Origin of the sequence: Paenibacillus sp. FSL K6-0276 (genome assembly GCF_037977235.1) — a bacterium.
Taxonomy (GTDB): domain Bacteria; phylum Bacillota; class Bacilli; order Paenibacillales; family Paenibacillaceae; genus Paenibacillus_AQ.
This window is the reverse complement of sequence record NZ_CP150276.1, coordinates 3604539-3618013: the sequence shown is the minus strand read 5'-3', so window position 1 is coordinate 3618013 and position 13475 is coordinate 3604539. Positions and strand designations below refer to the sequence as shown.

14 protein-coding genes and 1 pseudogene are annotated in these 13475 nt (G+C 43.0%); 13 read left to right on the top strand and 2 right to left on the bottom strand.

Features of this window, described 5'->3' with window-relative positions:
* Positions 1-69 precede the first annotated feature (69 nt).
* From MHH52_RS17120 to MHH52_RS17070, 11 genes and pseudogenes are all read left to right on the top strand, one after another.
* The gene (locus MHH52_RS17120; protein ID WP_340003746.1) at positions 70-663 is read left to right on the top strand and encodes a DUF2441 domain-containing protein; all 594 of its coding nucleotides are present in this window, start codon (positions 70-72) and stop codon (positions 661-663) included.
* Positions 664-1228: 565 nt separating this feature from the next.
* Complete coding sequence (locus MHH52_RS17115; RefSeq protein WP_340009709.1) at positions 1229-1582, top strand: DUF4440 domain-containing protein; 354 nt, start codon at positions 1229-1231, stop codon at positions 1580-1582.
* A 123-nt stretch (positions 1583-1705) separates the two neighbouring features.
* Positions 1706-2413: a DKNYY domain-containing protein gene (locus MHH52_RS17110; RefSeq protein WP_340003745.1), complete on the top strand. Its 708-nt coding sequence runs from the start codon at positions 1706-1708 to the stop codon at positions 2411-2413.
* A gap of 206 nt (positions 2414-2619) precedes the next feature.
* Entirely contained in the window at positions 2620-3045 is a 426-nt protein-coding gene (locus tag MHH52_RS17105) for a DUF6678 family protein (RefSeq protein ID WP_340003744.1), read from the top strand.
* An 81-nt stretch (positions 3046-3126) separates the two neighbouring features.
* Positions 3127-3675 (top strand): GNAT family protein, encoded by a 549-nt coding sequence (locus MHH52_RS17100; protein WP_340003743.1) that lies wholly within the window; start codon positions 3127-3129, stop codon positions 3673-3675.
* A 221-nt stretch (positions 3676-3896) separates the two neighbouring features.
* Positions 3897-4697, top strand: a complete 801-nt coding sequence (locus tag MHH52_RS17095; protein ID WP_340003742.1) for a phosphotransferase — start codon at positions 3897-3899, stop codon at positions 4695-4697.
* A 325-nt stretch (positions 4698-5022) separates the two neighbouring features.
* On the top strand, positions 5023-5709 hold the full coding sequence (locus MHH52_RS17090) for a response regulator transcription factor (RefSeq protein WP_340003741.1): 687 nt from the start codon (positions 5023-5025) through the stop codon (positions 5707-5709).
* Positions 5710-7245: a HAMP domain-containing sensor histidine kinase gene (locus MHH52_RS17085; RefSeq protein ID WP_340003740.1), complete on the top strand. Its 1536-nt coding sequence runs from the start codon at positions 5710-5712 to the stop codon at positions 7243-7245.
* Between the two features lie 206 nt (positions 7246-7451).
* The gene (locus tag MHH52_RS17080; protein WP_340003739.1) at positions 7452-8627 is read left to right on the top strand and encodes a hypothetical protein; all 1176 of its coding nucleotides are present in this window, start codon (positions 7452-7454) and stop codon (positions 8625-8627) included.
* A gap of 29 nt (positions 8628-8656) precedes the next feature.
* The gene (locus MHH52_RS17075) at positions 8657-9352 is read left to right on the top strand and encodes a hypothetical protein (protein WP_340003738.1); all 696 of its coding nucleotides are present in this window, start codon (positions 8657-8659) and stop codon (positions 9350-9352) included.
* Positions 9353-9433: 81 nt separating this feature from the next.
* A pseudogene (locus MHH52_RS17070) lies at positions 9434-11119 on the top strand (beta-galactosidase); the annotation flags it as partial.
* A 43-nt stretch (positions 11120-11162) separates the two neighbouring features.
* Here the strand turns inward: MHH52_RS17070 and MHH52_RS17065 are convergent.
* Positions 11163-11708, bottom strand: a complete 546-nt coding sequence (locus MHH52_RS17065; protein ID WP_340003737.1) for a GNAT family N-acetyltransferase — start codon at positions 11706-11708, stop codon at positions 11163-11165.
* Positions 11705-12355, bottom strand: coding sequence for an NUDIX domain-containing protein (locus MHH52_RS17060; RefSeq protein WP_340003736.1), 651 nt, complete (start codon positions 12353-12355; stop codon positions 11705-11707). The genes MHH52_RS17065 and MHH52_RS17060 overlap by 4 nt, the downstream gene beginning before the upstream one ends.
* 140 nt (positions 12356-12495) lie before the next feature.
* Between MHH52_RS17060 and MHH52_RS17055 the strand changes: the two genes are divergently transcribed.
* Entirely contained in the window at positions 12496-13020 is a 525-nt protein-coding gene (locus tag MHH52_RS17055; protein WP_340003735.1) for a hypothetical protein, read from the top strand.
* Positions 13021-13040: 20 nt separating this feature from the next.
* Complete coding sequence (locus MHH52_RS17050; protein ID WP_340003734.1) at positions 13041-13475, top strand: hypothetical protein; 435 nt, start codon at positions 13041-13043, stop codon at positions 13473-13475.

The window sequence follows — 13475 nt, the reverse complement described above, 5'->3', positions numbered from 1 at the left end:
TAGCGTAGTAGTTAGGTTGATTTTGTTGTGGTAAAATAAGTAAATACTTATAGTGATGGGGGAGAAGCCTTGGTAGATAACGAATTGTATGTATATCACATTGTTACTAAGAAAAAAATGTCTCTAAGACAGGTGATATACTTTGATGACAACCAAAAAAACACCCTGTATCACTTCTTTTTTGAGAAGGAACGTTTGAATTCCAAAGGCGAAGACTTTATTCAGATTCTATACGGTCATTATACTGATGAAGGCTTGAAGATGAACAAAGAAAATGCCGAAATATCGATCAGTTATGTAGGGCAGACAATTAGAGCTATCAGAGAAGTTATAGTTGAAATGGTAAGACTACAAGAATATCCTGAATACCCTTCAAGATTGTCCTGTTTATACGCTGCTAAAAGCTATGAAGACGCATTGAAATGGAAAGATATATTTGATTCATACAATCGAAAAGTTTTACAACTTGTTAAACTGCGGGTTGTAGGAAGTTTCTTTGAGGGCGATGGAAACCTTTTACCGAAAGAAGATGGGGTTCCCTTTTCCTTAAAAATCGAACAGGCTAGGGCGTATTGGAAGGGAAATGTTAAAAATGAACTTCCTGAGCTTTTGATTAATGGAAAAATCGAGGTAGTTGAAATTCTTAAAGATTTCTCCGTTTAATTTACAAGCGTTGCTGAAAGCTGACCAATTATCTAAAGAATGTATGGGTAAAATCAATGTGTACTTAAATAAAGTTAGGCAGACAGAAAAACAACAAACTTCGTTCTACAATCACTAAAGACTAGGCTGGTGCAAAAACCAGAGTAGGATTAATCTCCCATGAGTGCTTCCCGAAAGGGAGCGACAATCTGTGATGCACCGTGGTCGTTGGAGTCAGACTAACGGATGGGTTCTAAGGCACCATAGTTCATCGACCTTCTTCGCCAGCCGTAGTAGCAGTATTGACTGATTTTACCCTTTTTCATCATCTGTGGTGCGGCGCTTGCGCTGCATGTATGGCTAACGGGTGACGATGGATTATTAACGACATAAGGGCAGCCGGTCAGTGGATCGCTGCCTTTGTTCAACATAACGGGCAGGATAACGGAATAAGACATGTAATTTATATAAGTAGCGTTTTAGTTGGTGAGCAACTGAAACAAAATCAAAATTTTGATAAAGATCTATGTTTCAACTTTGCAAAGGAAAGCATTACAACCAATAGGCAAGAGAGGAGGAATATAAAATTAACGTCAATTCGATAAAAAATGAGCTACTCCAACTTGAAAAAAGGTTATTAGAACCTGAGGTTCGATCTTCAGCAAAAGAGCTTTCTAAATTACTTGCGGATGATTTTTTTGAATTTGGTAGCTCAGGAAAGATTTGGAGTAGAAAGGAAGGGCTTAGCCCGAATGGAATTGGTGTCGTCAGAATGCAACTAAGTGATTTTGATATTTATCCTTTATCTGAAGATATAGTCTTAACCACTTATAAAATATTCAACGAAGAAAAAATGCAGCACTCGTTACGTAGCTCAGTGTGGAAATATAAAGATACAAAATGGCAGATGGTATTCCATCAAGGTACGCCTATTGTTTAAGCTAACGGGACACGAGAGTTGAGGAGCTTACTTGGAGGCAGCTCCTTTTTTTGTTGAACAAACGGGCAGTAATGCGAAATCTAAATTAGGTTTACATTCCCAAAGAGATGATGGAGTAGTGTTATGAAAAAGAAGAAGCAGTTGGTAATCATTGGAATTGTTATTTGTAGCCTTATTATAAGTTTATATTGCTTTTATAACTCATTCAAACCAGGATATGTATTTGAAAATGGTACATGGAATTATGTTTCCTATAATGAAGCCGTTGGCAGAAGAGTTAGTCCAATCAAAGTAAATAAGGATGAATTCAAGGTTTTAAAGTACAGTGATTTTGCAAGAGATAACAATAGTGTGTATTTTAAAAACCATAAAATGGAAGGGTCTGATCCTGAATCCTTCAAAATTATTAGCACCAAAGGCAGATATCATTACGCAAAAGATAAGAATATTGTATATATTTACGTTAGTGATGACTGGTTAATATTTAAAGTAATCAATGCAGACCCAGAAAGTTTTAAAGTACTGGAGTATCCTTATTCAAAAGATAAAAACGATGCTTACTGTGGTAGCTTACCACTTTATGTTGATGATGTTTCTAAATTTGAAGTCATCGAGAGAGCACGTTCTTCAACTCTATCTTCGCGTTCCAGCTTCTTGGGTAAAGAAAATGACCCGACAGATAAATCATCAGAGTATGAACGTAGTAAACACGAATATAATCGTAAAAAGTATGGGTTTATTACTGATAGTGTTATTTACTCTGAAGATGGAAAAGCAAAGACGGATAAACTTACTTATATAGGATATAAATTAGTAGAAGATAAAAGATAAAGAGTAAAAGTTATTGATGACAGATAGTGCAGAGACCCATATTATTCATTCAACTATCGGGACACGTTAGTCCAGAGATCCTGGGAGCAGTTTGCCGCCGCGGCAGCTGCTCCTTCTGTCGTTAATACGATAGGGCAGGATAGCGCAGTAACATTGTGGAATAGGATATTGATTTTTATGTTATTTATTCAGGAGGATTTTTTATTGTGGGTTCTGAACAGGATTTTAAAAAAAGGGTACATGAAGTTATTACACAGAAACAATTATGTTCAATTATGAATGACACTAAGTGGGGAATCTTACAAAATGATGTACTAAATAAACTACCATTTACCCCTCCATATCAAGCTAAGTATGTATTAGACGATATACTTTATCCAGAGAACTTCGAAAACGATGTCTGGTATTTAGGGGATTGGATAGAAGGACTTTCACCTTTTTATTCAGTAGAATGGATACGGGTTAGACCAAGGTATCAGAAGCACAAGGGGAATCTGCTTCCTCCTGAATTAATTGACATAACTAAAGAATTTCTTTCAATTTTACATGAATTAAGAATTCCATATAGAGAAGAAAATAATACATTTTTCATTTATGGATATATTTCAAATACAGACTCACTTTCCAAATGATATCTTTAGTATAACTCGATAAATGAGCATCGTAGATACACTAGTTAAATGGAATATTCTAAATCATGAAAGGAGAAAAACATGTCTCAATTCCCTACATTAGAAACAGAAAGATTTGTACTTAGACAGATTAAACAAGATGATTCAAAAGAAATTTTTCAATATTTCTCTAAAGATGAAGTTACGAAATTTTATGATTTGGAGAGTTTTACGAATATCGAACAAGCAGAAGAACTAATTCACAGATGGAATCAGAGATTTGAAAATAATCAAGGAATTCGCTGGGGAATCACTTTGCGGTCGGAAGGCAGTGTAATTGGAACTTGTGGATTTCATGGTTGGGCGAAAAATCATTGTAAGATTGAAATTGGGTATGAACTAACACCAGAATATTGGCAGCAAGGTTTTATGACTGAGGTGATCTCTAAGATAATTGAATTCGGATTTAACAACCTTGGATTAAACCGAATTGAAGCGTTTGTAGAACCAGAGAATATAGGATCAAGAAAGGTACTTGAGAAAGTTGGGTTTAGAGAGGAAGGGATATTAAAGGAGCATTTTTATTGGAGGAATCGGTTTGTTGATAATGTCCTGTATGCGTTGCTTAAGAAAGAACATAAGTTTCGTTAAGTAGGAGTGACACAATAAGAAACTGGCTTCAAGAGCATTCCGCTAACGGGACACGATAGCATCATGACGAACAGGCAGTCGGTATTATTGGCTACCTGTTCAATTATCGGGCAGGTTAGTTTAAAAGTTTCGCGAATACCCTACATATGAAATTATTTATAGAGTCCGTGAATAAGACGTTATTGGAAATAACGCCAAGATACACAAATGAGGAGTACAAAATGATGAATAACCGATTCTCAATGCCAAGTAAATTAGTAAATCAGTCAGAATTACTTAAAACTACAATCATTGAAAAAGGAAGACATTATCAATCTTTGTACATTTTAGAGTTTGATAATTCTGTAAAATATGTGCTGAAAGAAAAAAACGTTAAAGATTCTGGAAGTTTAATGGACGAAGCAGAAAGGCTAAAATGGGTAAATGATGTGATTCCTTCTCCTAAAGTAATAAGTTATCAGGTGGAGAATGGAAAGGAATATTTAGTTATGACCTATATAGAAGGTTGTACTGCGGAAGAATACCAGCAGGAAGAGGGAGATAAAAGTCTAGGCTTTATTTTAGGAGAAGGTTTAAGAACAATACACAATGTTCCCATTGATAATTGCTTTTTCAATGATTTTTTGCCAGAAAAACTGATTGATATGGTCAAAAACAATATTAATGAGAGAAAACATGAAGTCATAGAGGCTATTAATAACTCATTTCCCAACCATACTATTGAGCAACTGATTGATTTTTTGGAGATGAATAAAGCGTCGACAGAGGAACTAGTTTTTACCCATGGTGACTATGGATCTGGAAACGTTATGATAAATAATGGACGTATTGAAGCATTTATTGATTTAGGAGCATCAGGGATATCAGATCCATACTATGATATTTATTATCTTGTAAAAAGTCTTACTTATTATACAGATAGGAAAGAAGAAATAGATGAGTTTATGAAAGGATATGGAATATCTGAATTAGACGAGAATAGAATGAAATTTCATCAAATCATCGATACTTTATTATTGTGATTTATATAGTATTAACTCTAAGAAGGCGTTGACATCCTGTAATACCGTTTTCCTGCTGAGTCGTATTCACTCCTTGATTCTGTCCGAAGCATTTCTAGGAAGAGCAATCAGGCAGACAATTCTGCATGGCGAAGTCCGTCGGACCCGCGCGTCATATCGTTTAGCTAACGGGAAACGGTAGTTCAATTACATTAGGGCTGCCGGATGGCAGCCTTTTCTATACTAATGAACGGGCAGGATCGTGTCTGGATAGTGGAGATTAAGGACCGTGCAACCGCTTCATGTTTGGTATAATACATGGTACAAAGCATTCGAGGAGATGTTCATGATTAAAATACTTGTGGTGGATGACGAGAGTAGCATTCGGGCGGCTGTAGCTTATGCGCTGCGAAGGGAAGGGTATGAGGTGGAGATGGCTGCGGACGGAAAGGAAGCGCTGGATAAGGTAGAGACTTTTCGCCCTACGGTGATGGTGCTCGATGTCATGATGCCACGTGTAAGCGGTTATGACGTATGCCGCAAGCTGGATGGTCGGCCGCGGCCTGCGATTCTGTTGCTGACCGTCAAGGATGATATTGTCGATAAAGTGTTGGGACTGGAGCTAGGCGCTGACGATTACATGACCAAGCCCTTTGATATGCGGGAGCTTCTGGCCAGGGTCAAGGCGCTATCACGCCGGGGAGGTTATGTCCAACAAATGCAACTGGAGCAGCAGGATGTGTTGAGACTGGGAGAACTGTCCGCAGAGCTGTTCAGCCGCGCGGTTTCTATTCAAAGCGAACTGCTGGATTTAACGCCTAAGGAATTTGATCTATTGGTATTGCTGATGAGCAATCCGGGGCGGGTCTATTCACGGGAAATGCTGCTGGAGAAGGTGTGGGATATGGATTTTGCGGGTGGCACCCGCACGGTGGACATCCATGTGCAGCGTCTACGCAAAAAGCTGGGCAGTCACCACGGGCTCATTCAAACCGTTTACGGTATTGGCTATAAAAGCACGGGGTCACCCTAGATGGCCGGCAAATTTCGGCTGGGCCTGAAGGGGGAAATGTCGTTGTTACTCGCCCTGTTGCTCGTATTTATCGTAACCTGCCTGAGCGTGCTGGTGCTGAGCGGTATCCGGGAGAACCAGCGAACGATGCTGGAGCAGTCTTTTACCCGACAGGTAGAAGCCGCCAATCTGCGCGTTCGGGAGGAATATCTGACCGGAAGCAGGATTCCGCCGGATCAGTTTATGAAGCAGACAGGTCAACGGCTGGCCGTGGACTTGGGCGCACAAAGCGGAATGGCGGTGACGGTGTATGCGGTGGATGGCTCATTTGCCGGCACCTCGCTGCCATTTCAGCCTCGGGCTGATGTGCAGGATGCTCTGCAGTTTACGGCTCAGGGGCAGTTGGCATACATTACCGAAGGGGATCAGCTGTTGTTCCTTGCTCCCCTGTACAATGCCGAGCAGCGTCTGGGCACGGTACAGTTTCATGCTTCGCTCGCCGAGCAAAATGCATTTTACGCCCGAATTCGCCAGTTGTTTCTTCTTGCTGGTGCCACCGTGCTGGGTGTCGGTTTCCTAATCGGTTACTTGTATGTCCGGCGGCAGGTCAATGTCATTGACCAGCTGAACAGGGCGGCATCGCAAATTGGTCAAGGGGATTATCTATCGGCCCCTTCGGTAGTCAGAAAGGATGAGCTGGGCGAGCTTGCACAAGGAATCTATGAGATGAGCAGCAGCATTTCCACGTCTGTCGGTGCTCTGCATGAAGAAAAGCAGAAGCTGCTTGAAACGGTTGGGCGGCTGCGAGAACTGGAGCAGCAGCAAAAGCAGTTCATCGGCAATATCAGCCATGAGCTAAAGACGCCGTTAACCTCGATTATCGCGTACGCCGACCTGTTGACTATGTACAGCGATGATCCTACCCTGCTGGACGATGCCGGAAGACGCATCCATGTGGAGGCACAGAGACTGTACAGTCTTGTGGAGAGGGCGCTACAGCTGTCAGCGATGGATGTTTACGAGTTTGAGACACAGGCGGAAGCGATTCCGCTGTGTCCCTTGCTGGAGGAAGCTGTGGCCCGGCTGCAAGGAAAGGCGGGCAGCTGCAAGGTTACGATTCATACTTCGCTTGTTGAAGGTGAGGTGTGGGCCGATCCTGAGAACGTGATGCACATCATGCTGAATTTACTGGACAATGCGATAAAATATAACCGCCCAGGCGGACAAGTTCACCTGCTGAACTACATTGCAGAGTCAGCAGACGGAGCACGCCGGATGATTATCGAGGTTGCCGATACGGGAATCGGTATTCCGGAGAAAGCCGTATCCCGAATATTCGATCCGTTTTATACGGTCAGTAGAGACCGGTCAAGAGCTAGCGGTGGAACTGGACTTGGGTTAGCCTTAGTTCGCAATCTGACCGAGAAGCAAGGTGGAACGGTGCAGCTTGTAGAGACGGGACCGGACGGTTCGCGTCTCAGGGTGGAGCTTCTACTGCATGCCTTCGGTATGGAAAGGACAAAATATATACCAAATGACGAAGCCCGGAATGAATGAGATCATCCGGGCTTTTCGCCGTGATTCAGACAATGCCGGCTTCCCGGATTGTTTACAAGTTCGTTACAAGCCGGATATGTTTATGCAATATTGTCTCTCTATACTAAAGGCCATGGGGGAGCTTTACATCGGGTTGGATCGAAAGGAGACAACAACTGGATCAAGCGGCCCGGGTCACAATAATTTTTTTGAGCAGGAGGTCCCTGATGAACAAAGGGAAATACATCGCCGGTCTGATTGCTATGACCTTGCTGTCTGCGTGCATCTTATTCGGCTGTAACGCAGAGCAGAAGGGCAGAACAGCACAAGTACGCAGCACGCCGGATACAACTGGCCAACCCCGCTCAGGGGCAGGAGGTGGAAAACGTGAACTGACAGTAGTCAAAGAGAGCAAACCGCCTGCTGAGCAGGGAATTGCCGTGCAGCGCATACACCTGATTAATGGCGCAAATATCGAGAAATGGCTCTCAGACCATGAACTGGAGATCCAAGTCACCACGGTGGAGAAACAGGCCACCGCGACGAAGGAAGCGCAATATATCTACCATAGGTTCCGATTTGATCTGGAGACTGGTGAGCGGCTGAGTATCAAGGAACAGACAGGAGCGGATCAGAGAGAAGTCATCAAATCTTTTCTATCGCCAGATGGGAAATACAGCTTCATTCAGACCTGGAAGGACAAATATAAGGCCGTGAATGAGATCAAAAAAATGGCTACAGGGGAGCGGCATGAGGTCGCGGTCGACAATTATATGGAAAGGGGCGGCTGGCTCAATAATGACTCCTATGTTCTTGCCGCCGGCTCGATGAAGGACCGGGGCGAGATATGGAACATATCCGTGGACGGTACCCGAAAGAAGATCGAACTGCAGGATCCTGATGTTGAGAGCTTCACCGAATTTGCTACGGGCAACGGGAAGATTTATTACACCGATGCCAAGAGCCGCATGAAGAGCTTCACCCCCACACAATCCCGGCCAACCTTGCTTGCAAAGGATGTCTCCACCTTGAGTCTGTCCCCTGACAGTCAGCGGATTGCTGTCTCCACCTCAAGGAGCGGCGGGCAGGAAGACTCGCGCCTGCTCATCTACGATACGGGTGGTCATGTACAAGGCTTGCTAATCGGTAAGGGCGATTTGCTGTCCCATCAATCCTGGTCCCCCGATTCCTCCAAGCTGGCCTTCGCGGTCTATACCGAGGATAAGGGCGGCATGAATGGGATCTATATCTTTGATACAGTCTCCGGCAAGGTATCGCCGCTAGGGTTATCGTATTACCCGGTATACCCGCTGAGCTGGAACCCTTCTGGCAATAGGCTGGGTATTACCGTGGACGATAAAGAGAAGCTAATCGTCACGCATATTGTGGATTTCAAAAAATGATATTGTTCAGAAAAAAGGAGAGATTCGTTGTGAAAAAAACACTTTTGACCGCCATCGTATTGGGAATGACTTTATCGGGAGCTGTCGGCGTGTATGCCGGAAGCAAGCTGGAGAAGATCAATGCATATCTGAATCACGGCATTACCTTTGTCGTAAACGGAGCAGATCAATCCTTAACAGACAGTAACGGCAAAAAGCTGGTGCCGATCACCTATCAGAATACGACGTATTTGCCGGTGCGGGCCATCTCCAACCTGGCTGGTATCAATGTAGGGTTCGATGCCGCTAGCCAGCAAATTCGGCTGGAGACGGAACAGGACAGCGATAACCCCGCAGATAAATGGACAACCATCAATTACAGTGAAGCACAGATCAAAGCCATCAAAGAGGCATACGCCAAGTTTGAATCTTTTGAGACGGCCTATGCTCCACAGCAAATGGCCAAACACGACAGCTACGTTAAAGCGGCAGCTACGGGCGATGGAGTCAATCTGATCTTTAAGCAAATGACCGTGAATGTGTCGCCACGGGATTATTCTGATGGCTATAAATCCAAGGAGGTTAAGCTGTCCAACGGCGTTAGCGCGAAGTGGTATACGCCTTCCAAAACGCCGTTGCTGGGTTTCCAATTGGACGACCGGACGGTGACGATTAGCTCCCCTGACGGTTCCCTGAGCAGCAATCAAATTGAACAGGTCGCTGTTAGCGTAGCTGAACTGAAGTAAGGAGTAGAGGGATCGCAACAGTACAGTTTTTTTAAACGAAAAGGAACTGATATGCTCCCCATACAGTAGACAGGTGAAATAGAGAAGACAGCGATCTTAAATGCGAAGCTAGCAGAACGTTATAGCCAGCATCCTGCGGTTATAGGTTGGCATATTTCGAATGAGTTCGGTGGCGAATGTCACTGTGATCTTTGTCAGAATGCTTTTAGAGATTGGTTAAAGGTCAAATACAATAACAGTTTGTATGAGGTGAATCATGCTTGGTGGGCTACTTTTTGGAGTCATACCTACACTTCATGGACACAGATTGAATCCCCGGCTCCACATGGAGAGACACAAGTACACGGCTTGAACCTCGACTGGCGGCGGTTTGTCAGCGAACGGACGCTTGACTTCTGTCAGCATGAGATCAATGTTGTTCGTCCTTACAATCCTGCACTGCCTATTACAACGAATATGCATATGATCGATGGCATTGATTACCGCGAACTGGCCAAAATTCTGGATGTTGTCTCATGGGACGCTTATCCAGAATGGCATTATACCGAAGATGGTGACGATGCTAGACTGGCGGCATGGACAGCGATGCACTACGATTTAATGCGGTCTTTTAAAAAGAAACCGTTCCTGCTCATAGAAAGCACGCCATCTCTTACGAACTGGCAATCGGTTAGTAAGCTGAAGCGTCCTGGCATGCACAAGCTGTCTTCGCTTCAAGCGGTAGCACATGGTTCGGATTCCGTTCAGTATTTCCAATGGCGTAAAAGCCGGGGCTCTAGTGAGAAGTTCCACGGTGCAGTTGTTGACCATAGCGGCCACTCCGAGACTCGTGTGTTTAAAGATGTAACTGAGGTAGGTAAGACACTGGCGGGAATGACAGAAGTAGTAGGTACATCAACTCCAGTAAAAACAGCGATTATTTTCGATTGGGATAACCGTTGGGCGATCAAGGATGCGCAAGGCATTCGTAATTCCGGATTGCGTTATGAGGAGACTGTACTACAGCATTATCGTGCACTTTGGGAGCTGGGCATTCCAGTTGATATGATCGGATCCGGGGATGATCTGTCCGCTTACAAGCTGGTGATCGCACCTATGTTATATCTGATCAGCGAAGAGAATGGAAAGCGTATCGAGAAGTTTGTTGAGCAGGGCGGAACTTTCCTAGCAACCTATTGGTCTGGTGTCGTTAACGAAACGGATTTATGCCATTTGGGCGGATTCCCAGGACCACTGCGTAGAACGCTCGGGATTTGGGCAGAGGAGACAGAGGGGCTGCATAGCCGTGATTTGAATGGTGTTGTTATGCAGGCAGGCAATTCACTTAATCTTAGTGGAGATTATGATGCGCATGAAATTGCTGAGCTGATTCATCTGGATGGTGCGGAAGCATTGGACAATTATCGCAGTGATTTCTATGCCGGTCGTCCAGCTCTTACGGTAAATCGTTTCGGTGAAGGAAATGCGTACCATCTCGCTACTCGTGTGAAAGACGCCTCTTTCTACGTTGAATTGTATGCTGCAATCACTTCTAAGGCGGGAATTACCCGTGCGCTTGATAGTGAGCTTCCAACAGGCGTGACGGCGCAGCTTCGGACGGATGGAGAGAGCGATTATATTTTTGTGCAAAACTTCAGCGGCAGTCCGCAAGCGGTCAAATTAGATGGAGAAGAATACACAGATATGAGCTCAGGTACTGCTGCTCCAGCTGTATTGAATCTAGCAGTAAATGATCTCGCAATGTTGAAGCGCAAATCGTTAGTATAAAAGAAGGCAGGACCTGAGGGATTCAGGTTCTGCCTTTTTAGAATCAATCCGCGAATCGTCCCATCATAATGGTGTTATAGAATTTCCCGTCCCAAAGGATCTTATCGTTCTTTAATGTGCCTTCGATCTCAAAGCCGAGCTTCTGATAAAGTCTAATAGCTTTGTCGTTCGTTTCTAGGACACTCAAAGTGATCTTTTGGATACCAGTGGAGTCGGCCCAAGCAATAGATTCTGCTAAAAGATTCTTTCCAATTCCATATCCCCAATAATCCTGTAGCACACATACTCCGAACTCGACTTTATGAGCGAATCTTGTTAATGAATGGCCTTCGCATCTAGAGAACCCAACGATTTGATCATCAACTACCGCGACTAGAAATAAGTTTCTTGGTTTCTCTGAATCAGATTGGATAAGCTGCTGAAACCCTTTTTCGTCTATAAAAGCCTCACCTGGTTCTCTGTCTAAATTCTCGGTCTCGCCATCGATTTGTACTCTTAATTTGGACAATGCCATAGCATCCGTAGTGATTGCAGATCTAATGGTGTATTGGATTCCTTTCACGGTAAATGTTCGTTGATCAATAATCATTTGTCCTCCGTTACTACTGGTGATTTTAGAAATATAGCTTCGATACCCTCGATAATACGAGTATAATAACCCACATCATGGGGTACAAAATGGGTCATGTCTACATCCTGCTGAATGGTAATTCTATGTCCGTGCGGATCGATTCGAAAACCGTTGATTTGTAGACTATGTATTTCTCCCTGCCAAAATCTCCGGAAATCAGAGAACTTGGTTTTGACAATACCGGCGACCTCTTCTTTTTGCAACTGAAAATCTTCTAGAGAATAGGGATTGTAATAAACAAAAACATGTGCACGCTCATTATCGATAAGGTTATCATTTCTCATACTATAAGGAATTGTTCCTAGCGGGATCAGCTCGTCAAAAGTTAGCTCCAGTCCCAGTTCTTCTTGAACCTCGCGTATTCCACCTTCTACAGTTTCGTGTGCTAGCAAATGTCCGGCGGCCGTGATGTCCAGTAATCCCGCATAATCTTGTTTCTGTTCACTGCGAAGCTGTAAATAGATATAGGGTATTTCCTGATCTTTGCTTATAAACCAGCAGTGGAAAGTCTCATGCCAATGTCCTAACTGATGTACCTCTTCACGTGGGGCCGTACCTATTCGGTTGCCTGCCTCATCAAATATGATAAGTATCTCATTATACATAGGAAAGCTCCTTTGTGATGATTTCTTCTGCCTAAAGCCTATCATAAAAACTTTCGAATTACCGTAAGTGTTAGAGGGGCTCATTGACAACAGCAAAAATGATATGTATATTTTTGGATGTTAATCAAAGGAGGAGTTAAATGAATTTAGTAGCCATGAAGCAGAAAGACTTGGACACTTTAAGTGATGAAAGACTAGGATGGGCCTGTATGGAGCCTACCTTTCAGCAGATTCGCGGAAAATCTCCATCGATCAAATCCGAGGTGATCTCAAAGCTCACAGATGGACAGAAAGCACTTTGCATGTTCAGGGTGATGTATGATCACAGCCGTAATTCCGAAGGGGAGTATTATGCTTGGATCTCCTTCTTGCAAGACCTACCGGGGTATTGGACAGGGGTGATGGGAGGTATTCGATTTTTTGGCGATGATCCAATGATACTTTTGCTTCAGGAAACAAAGGCATTTCTCGAAGAAAGAAACAATAGACTTGGAGTACAGTGGGTTGATGCTGCCATCACGGACCTCGATCGTGACCCTGAGTTGTTGAGTGAGATAAATGATTTATTTGAACGTTTTCAGAACATTGCTGCAGATAGTCACAGGTTGATTGGTGATTATATTCGGGCACATCCGGGAGAATTTATGGAGACAGAGATTCAGTGAACTAATCCGTGGAGGACTATATGAATAAGAGATACAAATTTATTCTTGCATTGAGCATAGTCTTAGTAATCGCAATTATTGCAATCATTTATATACCAAGAATGAAGACTTCAGTTGAAAATGTTTTATTTGATCATATTGATAAAAAAGAGATAACCGAAATTCGAATTAGTAAATCACCCGATTATCAAGATGTTATTGTGAAAGATAAAAAAGTAATTGATGAACTAATAAGTAGTTTTTCCGAGATCAAAATAAGAAAATCCAGAATAAATAAGTTTGAGGAAGCATACTGGATAATTATAAGGATAGGCAATGGGAAATCATATTTAATAAATCTTTATGATAATAATTCTATTGCTATATATAATCCTGATAAAACTAAAAACAAACTTAATACGTATAAAATAATTAGTGAGTATGACTTAGATCCCATTCGGCAGTTAATTAGATAA

Bases quoted from the DNA above. Each gene is read 5' to 3' on its own strand.
- MHH52_RS17085 (WP_340003740.1), top strand. From the start codon at position 5,710: ATGGCCGGCAAATTTCGGCTGGGCCTGAAGGGGGAAATGTCGTTGTTA.
- MHH52_RS17050 (WP_340003734.1), top strand. From the start codon at position 13,041: ATGAATAAGAGATACAAATTTATTCTTGCATTGAGCATAGTCTTAGTA.
- MHH52_RS17090 (WP_340003741.1), top strand. From the start codon at position 5,023: ATGATTAAAATACTTGTGGTGGATGACGAGAGTAGCATTCGGGCGGCT.
- MHH52_RS17095 (WP_340003742.1), top strand. From the start codon at position 3,897: ATGATGAATAACCGATTCTCAATGCCAAGTAAATTAGTAAATCAGTCA.
- MHH52_RS17100 (WP_340003743.1), top strand. From the start codon at position 3,127: ATGTCTCAATTCCCTACATTAGAAACAGAAAGATTTGTACTTAGACAG.
- MHH52_RS17080 (WP_340003739.1), top strand. From the start codon at position 7,452: ATGAACAAAGGGAAATACATCGCCGGTCTGATTGCTATGACCTTGCTG.
- MHH52_RS17060 (WP_340003736.1), bottom strand. From the start codon at position 12,355: ATGTATAATGAGATACTTATCATATTTGATGAGGCAGGCAACCGAATA.
- MHH52_RS17110 (WP_340003745.1), top strand. From the start codon at position 1,706: ATGAAAAAGAAGAAGCAGTTGGTAATCATTGGAATTGTTATTTGTAGC.
- MHH52_RS17065 (WP_340003737.1), bottom strand. From the start codon at position 11,708: ATGATTATTGATCAACGAACATTTACCGTGAAAGGAATCCAATACACC.
- MHH52_RS17055 (WP_340003735.1), top strand. From the start codon at position 12,496: ATGAATTTAGTAGCCATGAAGCAGAAAGACTTGGACACTTTAAGTGAT.